The following is a 17,439-nucleotide window of genomic DNA, read 5'->3' on the forward strand; positions in this document are numbered from 1 at the left end:
AGCTGATCCACGTGATCCTGGCCACGTTCAGGGCGAACCATCCGCGCGAGCGAACGCGGCGGGCCGTCACGGCGCCGGGCGCCCTCGTCCGCCCGAACGAGGGGCCGTCCGGCCGGACGTGGATCCGTCAGGCCTTCATCGCGTCCGCCTTCTCGATCAGGGCCTCGGCCATGCGGATCGAGGCGATGTCGATGAGGCGGCCGTCGAGGGAGACGGCGCCGCGGCCGGCTCGTGCCGCCTCCTCCATCGCCTGGAGGATGCGCCGCGCCTTGGTCACCTCGGCCTCGGAGGGCGTGAAGACCTCGTTGGCGAGTTCGATCTGCGAGGGGTGGATCGCCCACTTGCCCTCGAAGCCGAGCGCCGCGCAGCGCTTGGCCGCGGAGCGGTAGCCGTCCGGGTCGCTGAAATCGCCGAACGGACCGTCGATCGGGCGCAGGCCGTAGGCGCGGCAGGCCACCAGCATGCGGTTCTGGGCGAACAGCCAGGGGTCCTGCCAGTGGGTCTCGCGCCGGCCCTCCGCGTCCTTGTCGGTGAGCACCGAAAAGTCGGGGTTCACGCCGCCGATCACGGTCGAGCGGGCGCGGGTCGAGGCGGCGTAGTCGGCGACGCCGAACGACATCGCCTCCAGGCGCTTCGAGGATTGGGCGATCGCCTCGACATTCGCCATGCCGAGCGCCGTCTCGATCAGCACCTCGAAGCCGATCGCCTTCTCGCGCTTCTTGGCCTGCTCGATCTGCGTCACCAGCACGTCGATGGCGTAGACGTCCGCCGGCACGCCGACCTTGGGGATCAGGATCATGTCGAGGCGCGGACAGGCCTCCACGATGTCGACCACGTCGCGGTACATGTAGTGGGTGTCGAGACCATTGATGCGGATCATCATGGTCTTGTTGCCCCAGTCGATCTCGTTGAGAGCCTGGATGATGTTCTTGCGCGCCTGCTCCTTGTCGTCGGGCGCGACCGCATCCTCCAGGTCGAGGAAGATCACGTCGGCGGCCGACTTCGCCGACTTCTCCATGAAGGTCGGGTTCGAGCCCGGCACCGCCAGTTCCGAGCGGTGCAGGCGGGCCTTCGCCTGCGGGATCAGGGTGAAACTCATGGTGTCCTCCTCGTGACGGAAAGGCAGGCAGGGCCGCGGGGCTCAGCCGGTCGCGCCGAAGCCGACCGCGATGCAGTTGATCGAGAGCAGGAGCGCCGACTTGAAGCTCTCGCGCCGGCTCTCGTCGGTCTCGCCGCGGAAGCGGCGCAGGAGCTCGACCTGCTCGCGGCTGACCTGGTTGATCACCGGCAGCCGCTCGGCGAGCCGGGCGCGGTATTGCGGGAAGCGCTCGGCGACCGCCCCGTCGCCGCTCACCCGCATCACCATCTCGCAGGTCAGCCGGTACTCGGCCTCGATCATGGAAAAAATCTCATCGCGGATGCGCGCGTCCTCCACCAGGCCGGCGAAGTCGCGGGCGATGGCGAGGTCGACGGTCAGCAGCGTCTTCTCCACCTCGTCGAGGACGAGGCGGAACAGGCGCGACTCCGCGAACATGCGGCGCAGCAGCGCCGCCCCGCCCTCGCCCCGCACGTCGAGGAAGCTCCGGAGCCCGCTGCCCACCCCGTACCAGCCGGTGACGACGTGCCGGTTCTGCGACCACGCGAACACCCACGGGATGGCGCGCAGGTCGCTCAGGGAGCGTGCCCCGAAGCGGCGGGCCGGGCGCGAGCCGATGTTCAGGAGCGCGATCTCGTCGAGCGGGCTCGCGGCCCCGAAATAGGTCACGAGGTCGGGATGCGAGACGAGCTTGACGTAGGCCGCCCGCGAGGCGCCCGAGAGCGCCTCCAGCGCATCGTCGAATTCGGGATGCGGCGCGAAGGATGGGTCGCGCTCGGAATTCAGGGCGTGCGCGAAGACCGAGGAGGCCAGGAGCTCCATCTGGTAGGCGGCGGTGCCGCGGTTGGCGTACTTGAACGACACCACCTCGCCCTGCTCGGTGATGCGGAAGCGCCCGCGGATCGAGCCCGGCGGCTGGGCCGCGATGGCCCGGCCGGTGGGGGCGCCGCCCCGGCTCACCGAGCCGCCGCGGCCGTGGAAGAAGGCGATCGGCACGCCCGCCTGCCGGCCGATCTCGGTGAGCTTGGCCTGCGCCTTGGCGAGCTCCCAGTTCGACGAGACGAAGCCGCCGTCCTTGTTCGAATCCGAGTAGCCGATCATCACCTCCTGCACCCCGCCCTGCCAGCGCGTGGAGCGGCGCACGAGGGGGATCTGCAGCAGGTCGCGCATGATCTGCGGCGCGGCCCGCAGGTCGTCGATGGTCTCGAACAGCGGCACGATCGGCAGCGGGCAGATCTCGATGCCGGCCGCGTCGAGGAACAGGCCGGCCTCCTTGGCGAGCAGGTAGACGCCGAGGATGTCGGGCACCGAGTGGGTCATCGAGAGCACGAAGGCGCCGAACGCCTCGCGGTCGAGTTCGGCGCGCATCTCGCCGACGAGCCGGAACGTCTCCAGCGTCTCGCGCGCCTCGTCGGGCAGCGACTGGAACGAGCGCTGGCCCGTGAGCGGGCGCGCCAGCTCCTCCAGCAGCCAGTCCCGCCACGCGGGATCGGCGACGTCCGGCGGCGCGGCCTCGTCGGCGCGCCCCTGGGCCCACAGGGCCTGGAGCGCCCGCGTGGTGCGGGTGGTGTTCTCGCGGATGTCGAGCCGCACGGTGGAGAAGCGGAAGATCTCGACCATGCGCCGCACCGGCCGCACGAGGTCGACCGCGAGCGAGGGGCACTTCGCGTCCGTGAGCCCCTGCTCCAGGGTGCGCAGGTCGTTGATGAGCTCGTCCGCGTCCGAGTAGTCGGGCGCCCCCGTGATCGCGTCGCCCTCGTTGCGGGCGATCGTCGCCTCCAGCTTGCGCAGGATGCAGGTCAGGTACTGGCGGTAGACTTCGCCGGGATTGCGCCGCGCGATGCCGCGCGCGTCGCCGCTCGCCGCGAGCTGGCGCGCGAGTTCCGCCTTGAAGGAGGCGGGGGCCGGCAGCGAGCGCTCGCTGATCGAGAGCATGCGCCCGAGATGCGTGACGCCGTCGCGGTAGCGGCGCATGCTGGCGAGCGCGTTGCGGCGCAGGGTCTGGCGGGTGACGGCGGCGGTGACGAAGGGGTTGCCGTCGCGGTCGCCGCCGATCCAGGAGCCGAACTGGAAGAAGGCCGGCACCTCGAACGTCTCGTCCGGGTAATATTCCCGCAGGCTCTCCTCCAGCGAGACCATCACCTCGGGCAGCATCTCGAACAGCGTCTCGTCGAAGAAGTGCAGGCCCCAGGCCACCTCCTGCTCGACGCTCGGCTTCTCGAGGTGCAGTTCGCCCGTCATCCAGACGAGTTCGATCTGGTCGCGCAGGTCGGCCATCAGGCCGGTGCGCTCGCGCTCGGTCCAGCGCGGCAGTTCAAGCTCGCGCAGGAGCAGGTAGATCCGCCGGAACTTTTCCAGCACCGTGACGCGCTTGCCCTCGGTCGGATGCGCGGTGAGCGTCGGGCGGATGCGCAGGTCCTTGAGGAGCGCGTGGATCTCCCGCGCCGGGATGCGGCGGCGCACCGCCTCGGCCAGCACCGCGCTGAAGGAGCCGCGCAGGGCGTGGCGCCCCTCCGTCCGCTCCACGTGGCGGCGGCGGCGCATGGCGGTGTTCTGCTCGGCGATCGAGATGAGCTGGAACCAGATGCCCTGCACCTGGAGCGCCCGGGCCATCCGTTCGGGCGAGAAGGCGGAGATGTTGGCGTTGCCGTGCAGCACGCCCTCCAGCTCCGGCTCGTGGCGACGGCAGACGTCGAGCAGCGAGTGGAACAGGATGTCGATCGCCTCGCGGAACGAGGTGCCGGTGATCACCGGCGGCGCGAACGATTGGTCGGCCGCGCCCGCGGAGACGGGAAGCGCATGGTTCATCGTCGGCCCCTTGTGTCATGGGGTCCGGGGCCGCCTCGCCTGCGGCGAGGAAGCCTCCGGCAGTTCCAAGGCGGAGCCTTGGGGGGTTCGGGCGAAGCCCGATGCGGGGGCACCCGCCCCCGCACCCTGGGCCAGAGGGCCTCAAGGCCCTCTGGACGCCGGTCAGGCCGCCTTGCGGCGGGTCTCCATGACCTTGGCCATCGTGGTGCCGAACTCGCCGGGGCTCGGCGCGACGGTGAGGCCGTAGGAGCGCATGATCTCGGCCTTCTCGGCGGCGCTGTCGCCGGCCGCCGAGATGATGGCGCCGGCATGCCCCATGCGGCGGCCTTTCGGCGCGGTGAGGCCGGCCACGAAGCCGACCACCGGCTTCGACATGTTCTCCTTGATCCAGGCCGAGGCCTCGGCCTCCTGCGGGCCGCCGATCTCGCCGATCATCAGCACCGCGTCGGTGTCCGGATCCTCCTCGAACAGGGCGAGGTGGTCGAGGAAGGACGAGCCGTTGATCGGGTCGCCGCCGATGCCCACCGAGGTCGAGATGCCCAGGCCCACCGCCTTCATCTGCGAGGCCGCCTCGTAGCCGAGCGTGCCCGAGCGGGAGATCACCCCGATGTTGCCCTTGAGGTAGATGTGGCCGGGCATGATGCCGAGCATCGACTTGCCGGGCGAGATGATGCCGGCGCAGTTGGGGCCGACCACCATCGAGCGGCGCTCCTTCGGGTAGCGCTTCAGGTAGCGCTTCACCCGCATCATGTCCTGGGCCGGGATGCCGTCCGTGATCGAGCAGATCAGCCGGATGCCGGCATCGGCCGCCTCCATGATCGCGTCCGCCGCGAAGGGCGGGGCCACGAAGGTGATGCTGGCGGTGGCCCCGGTCTCGCGCACCGCGTCCTTGACGGTGTCGAAGACCGGGATGCCGAGATGCGAGCGCCCGCCCTTGCCCGGGGTCACGCCGCCGACGACGTTCGAGCCGTACTCGATCATTTCCTTGGCGTGGAAGCTGCCCTTGTCCCCGGTGATGCCCTGGATGAGGATCGGGGTCTTCTCGTCGATCAGGATGCTCATGGGGGGTCTCCTTCAGGCCGCCGCGCGGGTGCCCTTGACGGCCTGCACGGCCTTCTCGGCGGCTTCCGTCAGGGTGTCCGCGGTGATGAGGTCGAGCCCGCTCTTCTCCAGGATGGCCTTGCCGGCCTCGACGTTGGTGCCCGCGAGCCGCACCACGAGCGGCACGGTGATCTGCACCTCCTGGGCGGCCTGGATGACGCCTTGCGCGATCCAGTCGCAGCGGTTGATGCCCGCGAAGATGTTGACGAGGATCGCCTTGACGTTGGGGTCCGAGAGGACGAGCCTGAACGCGGTGGCGACGCGCTGGGGCGAGGCGCCGCCGCCGACGTCGAGGAAGTTCGCCGGCTCGCCGCCCGCGTGCTTGATCATGTCCATGGTCGCCATGGCGAGGCCCGCGCCGTTGACGATGCAGCCGATCTCGCCGTCCAGGCCTATGTAGTTGAGGTTGTGCTCGGCGGCCTGCGCCTCGCGCGGGTCGCTCTGCGAGGGGTCGTGCATGTCCGCGATGGCGCGGCGCCGGAAGAGGGCGTTGTCGTCGAAGGACATCTTGGCGTCGAGCGCCAGCACCCGGTCGTCCTTGGTGACGACGAGCGGGTTGATCTCCAGCATGGTGGCGTCGCAGTCGCGGAAGGCGCGATAGGCGCTCATGATGGTCTTCACCGCGCCGCCGACCTGCTTGATGTTGAGGCCGAGCTTGAAGGCGAGTTCCCGCGCCTCGAACTGCTGCAGGCCCACCGCCGGCTCGACCACCACCTGGAGCAGCGCCTCCGGATCGGTGGCGGCGATCTCCTCGATGTCCATGCCGCCGCGCTGCGAGGCGATGACGCGCACGCGCTCGGCCTTCCGGTCGAGGACGAAGCCGAGATAGAGCTCCCGCTCGAACGGGTCGGCGGTTTCGATGTAGACGCGCTGGACCGGCTTGCCCTCTGGGCCGGTCTGGTGGGTGACGAGGCGCTTGCCGAGCAGGTCCTTGGCCGCGTCGCGCACCTCGTTGTAGGTCTTGCACAGGCGGATGCCGCCGGCCTTGCCGCGGGCGCCCGCGTGGATCTGCGCCTTCACGGCCCAGTGCCAGCCGCCGAGTTCCGTGGCGGCGTAGACCGCCTGGTCGGGGCTGAAGGCGACGGCGCCCTTCGGGATCGGCACGCCGAAGCTCGCCAGCAATTCTTTGGCCTGATACTCGTGGACGTCCATGGTTGCCTCCTCGTCTTGTCTTCGGGTCTCCCGGAACGGGACGTGCGGCCCCGTTCCGGGAGCGGGTGCGCTCCCGGTCCAAGATGATCTCCGCCGTGCCCCTGGGGCATCCGCTCCCGGCAACAGCCGGGAGCGGCCGGTCAGCTCAGTTTCGCCTTGACGACATCGTAGGTCTTCTCGGTCAGGGCGTCGGTCCCGGAGAGAAGATCGTTCAGCTCGCGCAGGCGTCCCTCCGCGAAGTCGCGGTCGGTGATGGCCTTGGCGTTGACGTAGACGTTGAGCGCCGCGCTGCGCAGGCCCGCATGGGCCGACAGGACCGCGACGCCCGCGTCGCTGATCACGTTGAGGTTGCCCTTCTCGGCGGCGACCGCCGCGAGGTCGATGACCTCCCGGCAGGCGCGGCAGCAGGCGAGCGGCACGTCGGTGGCCTGCCGGAGCGCGACCTGGATCGCCTCCGCCCGGGCCGCCTTCTCGTCGTCGCTCGCCTTCGGCAGGCCGTAGGCGCCCATCACGGCGTCGAAGGCCGCGACGTCCTCGGCGATCATGCCGGTGAGGGTGGCGCGCAGGTCCTCTGCCTTCTCGCGCAGACCCTTCAGCTCCTCCTCGACCTCGGCGTACTTCTTCTTGCCGATGGTGAGGTTGCAGACCATCGAGACGAGGGCCGCCCCCATGGCGCCGGAGATCGCCGCCGCGCCCCCGCCGCCGGGGGTGGGCTGCTCGCTCGCCAGCCCGTCGAGGAAGCCCGCGACCGTCTCGGTCGCCGTGGTGTCGTGCCCGGCCATCACGCCATCTCTTTCGCGAGCGCGTAGATCTCTTCCGCGTCGAGGAGCGACTCGGTGCTCTCGAACAGCCGGCCCACGCAGGCGCGGTGCAGCTTGAGCTTGAGCCCGCCGATGCCGAGCGCGCCGAACGCCGTCTTGCCGTGCCGGTCCTTGCCCTTGTCCATCGCCTCGATGCCGCCGAAGCCGAGCGGCGGCTGGGCGTTGTAGTCGGCGAGGAAGCGGATGCTCGCCTCGTTCCGCCACGCCTCCTCGGGCAGGAGTTCGAGGCCGATGGCGCCGGCCGAGAACACCACGCTCGCACCCTTCACGGCCGCCGCGCGCGAGCCGGCATCGGGAGCCTCCAGCGCCTCAACGGCGACGCCGAAGCGCGCCTCGATCGCCCGGGCCGCTTCCTCGGCCTTGGCCTTGGAGCGGCCGGTGAGCACCACCTCGGCGCCCTCGCGGGCGAGCAGCGCCGCCGAGCGCATGCCGACCGGGCCGGTGCCGGCGAGCACCACCGCGCGGCTCCCCTTGAGCGACCCCGCCGCCTTGGCGACGAGGGCGACGCCCGCCGCCGCCGTGGTGTTGGAGCCGTTCGAGTCCAGCATGGCGGAGACGCGGAAGGGGCCGAAGAAGCGCTTCTTGACCGCCGCGAACACCGCCTCCCCGGCCGCCATGTTGCCGCCGCCGACGAAGATCGCGGTCGACTTCTTCTCCGAGCCGCCGCGGGTGTAGATCGTCCCGTCGACGAGCGCGCCGACGGTGTCGGGCGTCACGTTGCCGTAGCCCGTGATGGCGTCGGCCCCGCCGTCGTAGCCCACCACCGTGTCGAACACGCTCGGCATCGGGTCGGTGTCGAATTGGAACAGAAGCTTCTTCATCATCAACCTTCCGGCCGCCGCGCGGCCTCGTGCGTTTCCCCGGGCAGAGCGCCAGACGCGGTCCCGGGCCCAACCCTGAATATTCTGGCGCGCCCCGCCTATTCCACGACGTTCTGCGGCTTGCCGGCCACGAAGGCCTCGATGTTGTCGACGAGCTGGTCGGACAGGATCTGCATCGCCTCCTTGCTCGCCCAGGCGACGTGCGGCGTGACGATCAGGTTCGGCAGGTCGAGGTCGAGCAGCACGTTGCCCTCCACCGGCGGTTCCGTGGTGAGCACGTCGAAGCCCGCCCCCGCGATGGTGCCGGCCTTGAGCGCCTCGGCGAGCGCCGCCTCATCCACCAGGCCGCCCCGGGCGGTGTTGATGAGGATCGCGTCGCGCTTCATCTTGGCGAGCTCGTCCCGCCCGATCATGTTGCGGGTCTCGGGCGTCAGCGGCGCGTGCAGCGTGATGACGTCGCTCTCGCGCAGGATCGTCTCGAAATCGACGAGCCCCTCCTGCGGGAAGACGTCGTAGGCGATCACCTTCATGCCGAGCGCCTCGGCGCGCTTGCCGATTGACTTGCCGAGCGCCCCGTAGCCGACGATGCCGAGCGTCGAGCCGGCGATGTCGCGGATCGGGTAGTCGAAGTAGCAGAATTGGCGCGACGTGTTCCAATCCCCCCGGCGGGTCGAATTGGCGTAAGGCACGATGGCGCGGCGCAGGGCGAAGATCAGCCCGACGACGTGCTCGGGCACGGTGTTGAAGGCGTAGTTGCGGATGTTGACGACCGTGATGCCCTGCTCCTTCGCCACCGCCTTGTCGACGATGTCGGTGCCGGTCGCCGCGACCGCGATCAGCTTCAGCTTGGGCAATTGCCGCAGGGTGTCGGCCCGCATCGGCACCTTGTTGACGATCGCGATCTCGGCATCGGCCAAGCGCTCGACGATCTGCTCGGGCGCCGTGACGTCGTATTCCTTGTAGGTGTGCGGGAAGCTGAATTCGCGCACCCTGGCATCGAGCGTCTCGCGGTCGAGGAAGACGATCGTGTGTGACATGCGTTCGGTCTCCGGGATGGCCTCGCGCGGGGAGCGTGGCCGCGGGGCCGGCATACCAGACCCGCGGCAGTTTCCTCACACCCGGACGACGCCGTCGGAATGGTTGCGGTCGAAGATGCCCGCCTCGCTCGGGCGCCGGTCCTTGGCCAGGATGGTCTCGCGGAAGTGCTTCTGCGCCGCCCCGACGCCGCTGCCCGGCTCGATCCGGATACCGGCATCCAGCATCGCCATCTCGGCGCCCGCCAGCGCCCCGAGCAGCATCAGGTCGTTGAGGTCACCGAGGTGGCCGATGCGGAAGAGCTTGCCGGCGACCTTCGACAGGCCGGCGCCGAGCGCGAGGTTGTAGCGCCGGAAGGCGATGTCGATCACGTCGGCGCCGTTGATGCCCTCGGGCACCATGATGGCGCTCACCGTATCGGAGTTCCACTTCGGCTCCTTGGCGCAGAGCGTCAGGCCCCAGGCGTTCACGGCGGCGCGGCAGCCGTCGGCCAGCACCCGGTGGCGCTCGAACACCCGCTCCAGCCCCTCCTCGAACAGGCAGCGCATCGACTCGCGCAGGCCGTAGAGCAGCGGCAGGGCCGGCGTGTAGGGGAAGTAGCCGGTGGCGTTGGCCTTCGACTGGTCGCCGAAGTCGAAGTAGACCCGGCGGCACTCGGCGGTCTTGTAGGCGGCGAGCGCCTTGGGGCTGACGCAGACGATGCCGAGGCCGGCGGGCAGCATCAGGCCCTTCTGCGAGCCGGTGATGGCGCAGTCCACGCCCCACTCGGAGGCCCGGAAATCGATGCTGCCGATCGAGGACACGCCGTCGACGTAGAGCATGGCCGGGTGGCCCGCCGCGTCGATCGCCCGGCGCACCGCGCCGACGTCGCTCGTCACGCCGGTGGCGGTCTCGTTGTGGACGATCATCACCGCCTTGATGCGGTGCTCGCGGTCGGCGCGCAGGGCCTCCTCGATCCGGTCGGGATCGGCGCCCGTGCCCCATTCCTCGTCCTGGATCACCACTTCGAGGCCGATGCGCTGGGCGAGGTCGATCCAGAGCGTGCTGAACTGGCCGAAGCGCGAGGCCAGCACCCGGTCGCCCGGCGAGAGCGTGTTGGTGAGGGCCGCCTCCCAGGCGCCCGTGCCGGAGGACGGGAAGATGAATACCTGCCCGTCCTTGGACTTGAAGACCTTCTTCACGTCCTCGAACAGCGGCAGCGTCAGGTCCGGGAAGGACGACGAGCGATGGTCCTCCATCGGCACGATCATCGCGCGCTGCACGCGCTCCGGCACGTTGGTCGGCCCCGGCACGAAGAGGAAGTTGCGACCCGGCCGTCTCGATCCTGCCATGATAGCCTCCAGTGTCCTTCACGTCTCAAAGCATCGAGACCCGGCGCGCGGGCTCGCGGGGGAAAGCCAGACGCCCGCCTTACGGCGGCGGAGGGACGGAAGGCGTGCCGGAGAGCGGCGTCCGCTGGATCGCCGCCCGAACATCCTTGAGCCGCCCCGCCCGTTCGTCGTTCTTGCTCACGGGAGGCGGGCCGCGGACGAGACCCGGCGCGGGCCGCCCTTCCGTGTCGGCCGGACTATGGGTGGCAGCCGACCGGAAGGAAAACTGAAAAAACTTTCCTTCTCGTTCAAAAAAATGGAATTTGTACTTTGGCCCAACCGCTTGGCCGGGTCCTCGGGCCGGCCGAGCCGACACCGACTCGTCGAACGGGCACCGGCGGGCCCGGGATGGCCGCTTCAGTATTGGGCGAGCACAGCGCGGCGAACCATTTCGCCTCTCGCGCATTGACTACAGGCACAAGCTTCAAGCGGAGGACCGGACATGTTGGTCAAGTCTCTCGTCGTGGCAGGAATCCTGTCCCTGGGCGTCGGCGCGGCGCAGGCCGGGGATTCGGCGCTGACCGAGGCCGGGATCGCGCCGCTGGACGTCGTGGGCTTCTCCGAGAGCGTGCCGAAGGGCATGCCGCTGTTCGCGGCCCTGCCCCGCATGGCGCCGGGCGCGGAATCCGACGTGCGCGACGTCGGCATGAGCGGCCTCGTCGCCTTCGGCACCCAGGTGCCGTCCTCGCTCGACCCCAACGCCGACATCGCCACCGGCTCCGTCAAGGAGTGACGGCGGCTGCATCCCGGACGGGCTGAGCCCTCCTCGGCCCGACACGCTCCGGCCGCGCGAGACCTCGCGCGGCCGGTTCCGTGCTGACACGGGCCGGCCGGCGGAGCCGAGCGGGTCTTATCCCGATGAGCGATGGTGGATGGCGCCGGTAGCCCCGCGCCATACCCCGTTCGGGTGATGTTTCCGCAACCATTCACCGCGAAGATGGGTGCCGTCCGAGTTGGGATCGCCCCATGACCGCGCACGTCTCCCCCTTCCTGTCGGCCGCCGGCATCATGCTGGTGTGCGCGGTGGTGCGGGCGGTGCAGTTGCACGCGCGCGACCGGTCCCCCGCACTGCTCAGCGTCGCGCTGCTCCTCCTTGCGACCGTGGTGGCGGCCCTGACCGTGCGGGATGCTCCCCGCAAGGCCCTGGTGGAGCCGGACGAGGTGTCGTTCACCGACGTGCTGTAGTCACGGCTCCTGACGGGAGCCGGGCGCGGCGTCAGGTGGTGAGCGCGACCAGCCGGGCCGCCGCATCGAACTCGGCCTTGCGCGCGGCGCGCCGCGCCTCCGCCTCCTCGTCGCGGCCCCAGACGCTCGTCTGGTAGGTCTCGTCCACGTGGGCCGCCTGCCAGGCCGCCTCGGCCGTGAGGTGGCGGTGCAGCACCGCGAGGGCGAGCAGGACCGATCCGGTCATCGTCGTCATCACGTGCAGGCCCGTGAGGGCGAGCGGGCTCTCGACCGCCGCGACCGCCCGTTGCACCGCTGCCAGGGACTGCTCGGGCTGCGTCACGTGCATCACGCCCTCGCTGAGGGTGAAGCGCGCGCCGAGCGCCTGCCGCGCCCAGTCGAGCACCGGATCCCAGGCGGCGGACTGGCTCGCGACGAGGCGCTCCGGGTCGCCCGCCCGGTAGGCGAGCAGATCCGAGCCCGCATAGGCCGCGATGTCCGCCGCCACCGCCTCGCGCTGCGCGGACACGCCGTCGAGGGCCGTGTTGACGAGGCGCGTCAGCGGCATCCGGCTCGGATCGATCACCTCGCCTTGCGCCCCCCATTCCTGCGCCAGCGCCTGCGCCAGCGCGGCCTGCGGCACGGCCAGCATCCGGCGGCCGGGCGTGCGGGCCGGGCGCCCGTCGAGGACGAGGCGGTGCCCGTCCTCCGCCTCCACGACGCCGGCTTCGGCGTAGAAGCGCTTGGGCAGGGCCGGCCGGCCGGCCTCGCGGGCCGCCCGGAGGGGATCGGAGGGCTGGCGGGCGGGCTCGCCCAGCCAGTCGCGGAGAGTGTCGTCGCTCATGAGGGCGAGATAGGGAGCCGGGCCGCGGGATGCGAGCCGCGCTGTGAGGCGCCGCGCTGTCAGGCGGACAGCCGGGCGTCGAGGGCGGCGCCGAGTTCGGCGTAGCTGCCCACGACCTGGAGCGCGCCCGAGGTCAGCAGGGCCTCGGCCTCGTGGTAGCCCCAGCTCACCCCGATCCCTGTCACCTGCGCGCCGCGCGCCATCACCATGTCGTAGGTCGTGTCGCCGACCATGATCGTCTCGGCCGGGCCGAAGCCGGCCTCCGCCATGGCCTGTTCCAGCATCGCCGGATGCGGCTTCGAGGGCGCGTCGTCGGCGGTCTGGATCGTGCTGAACCAGCCGTCCCAGCCGTAGGTGGCGACGAGGTGGTCGACCCCGCGGCGCGACTTGCCGGTGGCGATGCCGAGGCGCACGCCGGGCATCGCGTGCAGGCGCGCGAGGAGGTCGGCGGCCCCCGGAAACAGAGGCTCGCGCAGGGCCGCCTCGGCCCGCAGCCGCCCGAACGCCGCCTTGTAGTGGGTGGCGAGCGCCGTCACCGGCCCGTCCGCCCCGACCAGCGCCGTGAAGGCCTGCGGCAGCGAGAGCCCGACCACCGAGAGCGCCCGCTCGCGGCTCGGTGCCGGCAGGCCCACGGCCGCGAAGGCGGCGCCCTGCGCCGCCACGATGAGATGCTGGCTGTCGACGAGGGTCCCGTCGACGTCGAAGACGATGAGGGTCACGCGCTGGGCCCGTCCGCTGCCGCCGGGCGCCCCGCCCGCCCCCTCAGGGGCGGCTGCGGGCGGGATTCCCGGGCTGGATCCGCTCATAGCCCAGGCGGCACCGGATCAGGAAGCGGCGCCGTGGGCCGCCCTTGAGATTGCGCCGCTGCGCCGCGCGGTTGCAGGCCGCGTAGGAGATGCGGCGGCGCACCCGCTGGGGGGCCGCCTTGCCCTCCCCCCGCACGCCGCCGGGAGCGGGAGCCTGGGGCGGCGGCGCCGGTGCTGCCGCCTGCGGCGGTGCTGCCGCCTGCGGCGGGGCCGCCTGGGAGGGCAAGGCCGCAGGAGGGGCGGGCGCGGGCGCTGCGGGCGATGGCTTCTGCGCGGCCGGCGGGGTCTGCGCCGCGGCCGGGTGCAGCGCCGCACCGGCGAATCCGAGGAGGCCGAGACAGGCGAGCGCGACGGATCTCATGAGCGGGCGAACTCCGGGAAGGATCGCTGGACGCCGGGCACGGCGAGGGCGCATCGGGCGGGCCGGGGCCGCCCGTGAGAATAAGGCACGGCCGAGCGCTGCCAAGGGCGCGGCCAACGGCGCTCCCGTGACGGGCTGCGACGGTGCCGGGACGCGGCCCCGTCACGCCTCCGGCGATTCGACGATCGGGTCGTAGCGGCTCGCGTCGAAGCCGAGCAGGTTCCAGCTCTGCGCCATGTGCGGCGGCAGCGGCGCGGTCACGTCCACCGGGCGATTGGTGCGCGGGTGCGGGATGACGATGCGGCGCGCGAGCAGGTGCAGACGGTTCTGCAGGCCCCCCGGCAGCTCCCAGTTCTCGATGTCGAAGTATTTCGGGTCCCCGATGAGCGGGTGCCCGATATGCGCCGCATGGGCGCGCAACTGGTGGGTCCGCCCGGTCACCGGCTTCAGCGAGAGCCAGGACAGCTTCTGGCCGGCCTGATCGACCACCGCGTAGTAGGTGAGCGCGTGGCTCGCCCCCTCGTCGCCGTGCTGGGCCACCCGCATGCGGCTGTCGGCCTCGGCCGATTCCTCGCGGGCGAGATAGGTCGAGACCCGGCCCTGGCGCACCCGCGGCACGCCGGCCGCCAGCGCCCAGTAGATCTTGCGCGCCGCCCGCGACCGGAAGGTCTTGGCGAGCGTCGCTGCGGCGAGCCGCGTCTTGGCGACGACGAGGCAGCCCGCCGTGTCCTTGTCGAGCCTGTGGACGAGGCGAGGCTTCTGCCCGTCCGGCGTGCGCAGGGCCTCCAGCAGCCCGTCGACGTGGCGCGTCGTCCCGGAGCCGCCCTGCACGGCGAGGCCGAAGGGCTTGTTGAGGACCATCATGTCCTGGTCCTCGTAGAGCACCAGGGAGCGCAGGAAGGCGAGGTCGCCCTCCGCGCGGGCCGGGCTCGGGCCGGCGGGCTTCGGATCCAGCGTCAGGGGCGGCACCCGCACGCTCGCGCCGGGCTCGACCCGGTCGGCGGCCTTGGCGCGCTTGCCGTTGACCCGCAGCTCGCCCTTGCGCACGAGGCTCTGGATGCGCGTGAAGGGCAGTTGCGGGAAGCGCGCGGAGAGGAAGCGGTCGATCCGCATCCCGGCCTCGTCGGGCGTCACCTCCAGGATCTGCACGCCGGTGGCGAGCGCGGCCGAGGTCGCCGCGCGCAGCTCCCGGCGGGTCGGCCCCGGGGCCTGCTCGGGGCGCGGCGGCCGGGCCGGCGCGGCGGCGCGGGCGGCGGGCTTGCGGGCCGCCTTCGGGGCGGCCGGCGGGCTGCTGCGCTCCTCCCGGCGCTCCCAGGGCGCGGCGTCGCTCAGGTCGCGTCCGCCGGCGGCGCGCTCGGCGGCGTCGCGCGCGGTGTTGCGCGGCCCCGTGCGCGCCCGCCCGGCCGGGCCGGGGCGCGGCCGGCCGCCGCGGGAGGGAGGTTTTGCGTTCATGCCCGGCTCCTCGAGCGCCCTCTGCCGAAGTGGACCGCCAAAGTGGGCGCCGGTTCGGCGCCAGAGAGTGCGGGACAGCAAGAGCTTAGAGCCGCATCCGCCCCCCGCGTCGGATGCAGCTCTAAGCATCTTTCGCCCAGATGGTCACCGGTTCGGCGTCGAAAAAGATGCCAGCGCGCGGATCGGCGGCGCGCGAACGGCGCGCCTCAGCCCCAGGGGACGCGCACGAAGCCCTCGATGCGGCCCGGGGCGACCGGCAGCGGATCGGCCTCCGCCACCGCGAAACGATGCACCACGTCCGCGGCCAGCCCGCGGAAATCCTCGACCGCCCGGGTGCGGGCGCGGTGGCGCCGCACCGGCATGCGCCGCGCGAAGGCCTCGCTCACCGCCACGTCGGTGCGCACCCCGCGCACCATCTGCCCCGGCCCGAAGTGGAGCCGCAGCTGCCCCAGCACCTCCCGCTCGACGGTGGTGCGCAGGTCGATGCGCATCGGCGCCACGGCAAGGCCCATCGCCGCCGCCCCGTGGCGCAGCATCAGGCCGTGATAGGAGCGGGCGAATTGCCGGACGCCTTCGAGGCCGAGCGGGTCGAGGGTGGTCGGGACGATGACGCCGTCGCTCGCCATCAGGGCGCAGACGGTGAGCGCCGCGGCGGCGGGCGGCACGTCGAGGAGCATCAGGTCGTAGGCGGCCTTGAGCGGGGCGAGCGCCGTGGCGAGGCAGCCGATGTCGTGGCCGGCGATCTGCCCGTCGAAGCTCCGGTCGGCCGGCAGCAGGTCGATGCCGTCCGGCGCGCTGCGCTGGATCGCGGCCGCGAGGTCGGTCCTGCGCCCGGTGAGGGGGGCGTGCGCGGTCCCGGCCCCGAGCTCGGCGGCGAGCCCGAAGCCGAGCCCGGCATGCCCCTGCGGGTCGAGATCGACCACCAGCACCCGGTAGCCGTCGAGGGCGAGGTCCGCCGCGAGGTTCACCGCGGTGGTCGACTTCCCGGTGCCGCCCTTGCAGTTGGCGATCGACAGCACGCGGGCGCTCATGCGGGGCCGGCCATGGTCGCGGGGAGGAGGGATCGGGGGTGTGGCATCATCGGGGATCGACCCTGATTCGGCGGGGCCGCCGTCAAGCGATAGGGCGAGATGGTTGACGCATCGTCACCCCGGTTTCAATCCTCCTTCCGCCGCCGCGCCCGCTCGGCCTCCCACCACGCGAGGCGCTCGGCGATCCGGCGCTCGAAGCCCCGCTCGGTCGGGCGGTAGAAGCTCTGCCGGTCGAGCCGCTCGGGCCAGTAATCCTGGCCCGAGAAGGCGTCGGGCTCGTCATGGTCGTAGCGGTAGCCCTCGCCGTAGCCGAGGCGGCGCATCAGCTTGGTCGGGGCGTTGAGGATGGTGCGCGGCGGCGGCAGCGAGCCGTGCTCCTTGGCGGTCCGGGTCGCGGCCTTGTAGGCGGTGTAGAGGGCGTTCGATTTCGGCGCCGTCGCGAGGTAGACGGCTGCCTGCGCCAGCGCGAGTTCGCCCTCGGGCGAGCCCAGGAAGTCGAACGCCTCCTTGGCGGCGTTCGCCACCGCGAGGGCCTGCGGGTCGGCAAGCCCGATGTCCTCCACGGCGGCCCGCACGAGGCGCCGGGCGATGAACAGGCGGTCCTCGCCCGCATCCAGCATCCGGCAGAGGTAGTAGAGCGCCGCGTCCGGGTCCGAGCCGCGGATCGTCTTGTGCAGGGCGCTGATCAGGTTGTAGTGCCCCTCCTGCGCCTTGTCGTAGACGGGAGCCCTCCGCTGGATCAGGTCCTGCAGCGTGGCGGCATCCAGGGTCTCCTCCGGCCCGGTCGAGCGCCAGACCTCCTCGGCGAGCGTGAGCGCGGCGCGCCCGTCGCCGTCCGCCATGCGCATCAGGGCGATGCGCGCCTCGGGGTCGAGGGGCAGCGGGCGGCCGGTCAGCGCCTCCGCCCGGTCGAGGAGCTTGGCGATCGCCGCCTCGTCGAGGGCGCGGAAGACGAGCACCCGCGCCCGGGACAGGAGCGCGGCGTTGAGTTCGAAGGACGGGTTCTCGGTCGTGGCGCCCACGAGCGTGACGGTCCCGTCCTCCGTCACCGGCAGGAAGGCGTCGAGTTGCGCGCGGTTGAAACGGTGGATCTCGTCGACGAACAGCAGCGTGCCCTGCCCGGTCGCCCGCCGGGCGCGGGCGGCCTCGAACACGCGGCGCAGCTCCGCCACCCCGGAGAAGATCGCCGAGATCTGCTCGAAATGCAGGTTCGTCTCGTGCGCCAGGAGGCGCGCCACCGTGGTCTTGCCGGTGCCGGGCGGTCCCCACAGGATCAGCGAGCCGAGGCTGCCGGCCCGCAGGAGGCGGGTCAGCGCCCCGCTCTCCCCGGTGAGGTGCTCCTGTCCCACCACCTCGGCGAGCCGGGTCGGGCGCAGGCGGTCCGCGAGCGGCCGGGGCGCGGCGGCGTCGAGCCCGGCGGAAGCGAAGAGGTCGGCCATCCCCGCATCAACACCCGCCGGCCGGGTCCCGGCAAGGCCCGGATGCCGGGTCTCAACAGCCGGTGCGCCGCCCGACCGCCACCGATGGAGGCCCGGACATGCACCCGCCCCCAATGGAAGCCCGCCATGATCTGACGA

General features: G+C 71.8%; 16 protein-coding genes. 2 read left to right on the forward strand and 14 right to left on the reverse strand.

The window, feature by feature from the left end:
* Positions 1-127: 127 nt before the first annotated feature.
* From MFF61_RS09510 to MFF61_RS09545, 8 genes are all read right to left on the reverse strand, one after another.
* Positions 128-1,099: an HpcH/HpaI aldolase/citrate lyase family protein gene (locus MFF61_RS09510; protein ID WP_238234859.1), complete on the reverse strand. Its 972-nt coding sequence runs from the start codon at positions 1,097-1,099 to the stop codon at positions 128-130.
* 42 nt (positions 1,100-1,141) lie between these two features.
* Positions 1,142-3,904 carry a phosphoenolpyruvate carboxylase gene (locus MFF61_RS09515; protein WP_238234860.1) on the reverse strand — a complete coding sequence of 921 codons (2,763 nt, stop codon included), beginning with the start codon at positions 3,902-3,904 and terminating at the stop codon, positions 1,142-1,144.
* A 162-nt stretch (positions 3,905-4,066) separates the two neighbouring features.
* Positions 4,067-4,966: a succinate--CoA ligase subunit alpha gene (sucD, locus tag MFF61_RS09520; RefSeq protein WP_238234861.1), complete on the reverse strand. Its 900-nt coding sequence runs from the start codon at positions 4,964-4,966 to the stop codon at positions 4,067-4,069.
* A 12-nt stretch (positions 4,967-4,978) separates the two neighbouring features.
* Positions 4,979-6,157 (reverse strand): malate--CoA ligase subunit beta, encoded by a 1,179-nt coding sequence (locus tag MFF61_RS09525; protein ID WP_238234862.1) that lies wholly within the window; start codon positions 6,155-6,157, stop codon positions 4,979-4,981.
* A 140-nt stretch (positions 6,158-6,297) separates the two neighbouring features.
* Complete coding sequence (gene fchA, locus MFF61_RS09530; protein ID WP_238234863.1) at positions 6,298-6,939, reverse strand: methenyltetrahydrofolate cyclohydrolase; 642 nt, start codon at positions 6,937-6,939, stop codon at positions 6,298-6,300.
* Positions 6,939-7,802, reverse strand: coding sequence for an NADP-dependent methylenetetrahydromethanopterin/methylenetetrahydrofolate dehydrogenase (locus MFF61_RS09535; RefSeq protein WP_238234864.1), 864 nt, complete (start codon positions 7,800-7,802; stop codon positions 6,939-6,941). Before MFF61_RS09535 ends, fchA begins: the two co-directional genes overlap by 1 nt.
* Before the next feature lie 95 nt (positions 7,803-7,897).
* Positions 7,898-8,836, reverse strand: coding sequence for a D-2-hydroxyacid dehydrogenase (locus tag MFF61_RS09540; RefSeq protein WP_238234865.1), 939 nt, complete (start codon positions 8,834-8,836; stop codon positions 7,898-7,900).
* 75 nt (positions 8,837-8,911) lie between these two features.
* The gene (locus tag MFF61_RS09545; protein WP_238234866.1) at positions 8,912-10,165 is read right to left on the reverse strand and encodes an aminotransferase class V-fold PLP-dependent enzyme; all 1,254 of its coding nucleotides are present in this window, start codon (positions 10,163-10,165) and stop codon (positions 8,912-8,914) included.
* A gap of 481 nt (positions 10,166-10,646) precedes the next feature.
* Between MFF61_RS09545 and MFF61_RS09550 the strand changes: the two genes are divergently transcribed.
* Together MFF61_RS09550 and MFF61_RS09555 are read left to right on the forward strand one after the other, a co-directional pair.
* Positions 10,647-10,937: a hypothetical protein gene (locus MFF61_RS09550; RefSeq protein WP_238234867.1), complete on the forward strand. Its 291-nt coding sequence runs from the start codon at positions 10,647-10,649 to the stop codon at positions 10,935-10,937.
* 233 nt (positions 10,938-11,170) lie between these two features.
* Entirely contained in the window at positions 11,171-11,389 is a 219-nt protein-coding gene (locus tag MFF61_RS09555) for a hypothetical protein (RefSeq protein WP_238234868.1), read from the forward strand.
* Between the two features lie 31 nt (positions 11,390-11,420).
* Here MFF61_RS09555 and MFF61_RS09560 read toward each other — a convergent pair whose 3' ends face one another.
* The 6 genes from MFF61_RS09560 to MFF61_RS09585 all read right to left on the reverse strand — a co-directional run bounded on the left by MFF61_RS09560 (position 11,421) and on the right by MFF61_RS09585 (position 17,301).
* Positions 11,421-12,212 (reverse strand): ATP12 family chaperone protein, encoded by a 792-nt coding sequence (locus MFF61_RS09560; protein WP_238234869.1) that lies wholly within the window; start codon positions 12,210-12,212, stop codon positions 11,421-11,423.
* Between the two features lie 59 nt (positions 12,213-12,271).
* Positions 12,272-12,931 carry an HAD-IA family hydrolase gene (locus MFF61_RS09565; protein ID WP_238234870.1) on the reverse strand — a complete coding sequence of 220 codons (660 nt, stop codon included), beginning with the start codon at positions 12,929-12,931 and terminating at the stop codon, positions 12,272-12,274.
* 43 nt (positions 12,932-12,974) lie between these two features.
* A complete protein-coding gene (locus MFF61_RS09570; protein ID WP_238234871.1) occupies positions 12,975-13,379 on the reverse strand; it encodes a serine/threonine protein kinase in 405 nt (134 codons plus the stop codon).
* Between the two features lie 162 nt (positions 13,380-13,541).
* On the reverse strand, positions 13,542-14,831 hold the full coding sequence (locus MFF61_RS09575; protein WP_238234872.1) for an RluA family pseudouridine synthase: 1,290 nt from the start codon (positions 14,829-14,831) through the stop codon (positions 13,542-13,544).
* Positions 14,832-15,037: 206 nt separating this feature from the next.
* Positions 15,038-15,850 carry a ParA family protein gene (locus MFF61_RS09580; protein ID WP_238234873.1) on the reverse strand — a complete coding sequence of 271 codons (813 nt, stop codon included), beginning with the start codon at positions 15,848-15,850 and terminating at the stop codon, positions 15,038-15,040.
* A 137-nt stretch (positions 15,851-15,987) separates the two neighbouring features.
* Positions 15,988-17,301: a replication-associated recombination protein A gene (locus MFF61_RS09585; protein WP_238234874.1), complete on the reverse strand. Its 1,314-nt coding sequence runs from the start codon at positions 17,299-17,301 to the stop codon at positions 15,988-15,990.
* Between the last annotated feature and the right edge of the window lie 138 nt (positions 17,302-17,439).

This window comes from Methylobacterium isbiliense, assembly GCF_022179325.1.
GTDB lineage: Bacteria > Pseudomonadota > Alphaproteobacteria > Rhizobiales > Beijerinckiaceae > Methylobacterium > Methylobacterium isbiliense.